The organism is Rhodococcus sp. AW25M09, assembly GCF_000333955.1.
GTDB lineage: Bacteria > Actinomycetota > Actinomycetes > Mycobacteriales > Mycobacteriaceae > Rhodococcoides.
The window spans coordinates 1-1,336 of the sequence record NZ_CAPS01000164.1 but is presented as its reverse complement, the minus strand read 5'-3'; the positions used below and the strand labels follow the sequence as shown (position 1 = coordinate 1,336).

Here is a 1,336-nt window from a genome sequence, read left to right as displayed (position 1 = left end):
GGGGCTATTGTGTGAGTGCCGCAGCTTCGGTGGTGTACTTGAGCCCCGCTACATTGTCGGCGCAGGATCACTTGACCAGTGAGCTATTACGCACTCTTTCAAGGGTGGCTGCTTCTAAGCCAACCTCCTGGTTGTCTTCGCGACCCCACATCCTTTTCCACTTAGTACACGCTTAGGGACCTTAGCTGGCGATCTGGGCTGTTTCCCTCTCGACTACGAACCTTATCGCCCGCAGTCTCACTGCCACGCTCTCACTCACCGGCATTCGGAGTTTGGCTGATTTCGGTAAGCTTGTAGGCCCCCTAGACCATCCAGTAGCTCTACCTCCGATGAGAAACACGTGACGCTGCACCTAAATGCATTTCGGGGAGAACCAGCTATCACGGAGTTTGATTGGCCTTTCACCCCTACCCACAACTCATCCCCTCAGTTTTCAACCTAAGTGGGTTCGGTCCTCCACGACGTCTTACCGTCGCTTCAACCTGGCCATGGGTAGATCACTCCGCTTCGGGTCTAGAACACGCCACTACACCACTCGAGGTGGATACGCCCTATTCGGACTCGCTTTCGCTACGGCTACCCCACACGGGTTAACCTCGCGACATGCCACTAACTCGCAGGCTCATTCTTCAAAAGGCACGCCATCACCAGCAACAGTAAACTGTTCACCAGCTTTGACGGATTGTAAGCGCACGGTTTCAGGTACTATTTCACTCCCCTCCCGGGGTACTTTTCACCTTTCCCTCACGGTACTAGTCCGCTATCGGTCACCAGGGAGTATTCAGGCTTATCGGGTGGTCCCGACAGATTCACAGCAGATTTCACGGGCCCGCTGCTACTTGGGAATCCACAACGACAGTTGCAATGTTTTCGTCTACGGGACTCTCACCCTCTACGACAGGCCGTTCCAGACCACTTCGACTAACACCACAATTTCTTACTGTCGGCCGATCCGGCAGAATCGACAATGCAAACCCCACAACCCTCCATACGCAACCCCTGCCGGGTATCACACGCACAAAGTTTGGCCTCATCCGCTTTCGCTCGCCACTACTCACGGAATCACAATTGTTTTCTCTTCCTGTGGGTACTGAGATGTTTCACTTCCCCACGTTCCCTCCACACACCCTATATATTCAGATGCGGGTAACACGACATCACTCGTGCTGGGTTTCCCCATTCGGACACCCTCGGATCACAGCTCGGTTGACAGCTCCCCGAGGCTTATCGCAGCCTCCTACGTCCTTCATCGGCTCCTGGTGCCAAGGCATCCACCGTACGCTCTTCATTACTTACAACAAAGATGCTCGCGTCCACTGTGCAATTCTCAAACAAC

1 rRNA gene is annotated in these 1,336 nt (G+C 54.1%); it reads right to left on the bottom strand.

The features are described from left to right. A 23S ribosomal RNA gene (locus tag RHODMAR_RS26775) occupies positions 1-1,298 on the bottom strand; the annotation flags it as partial. Positions 1,299-1,336 lie beyond the last annotated feature (38 nt).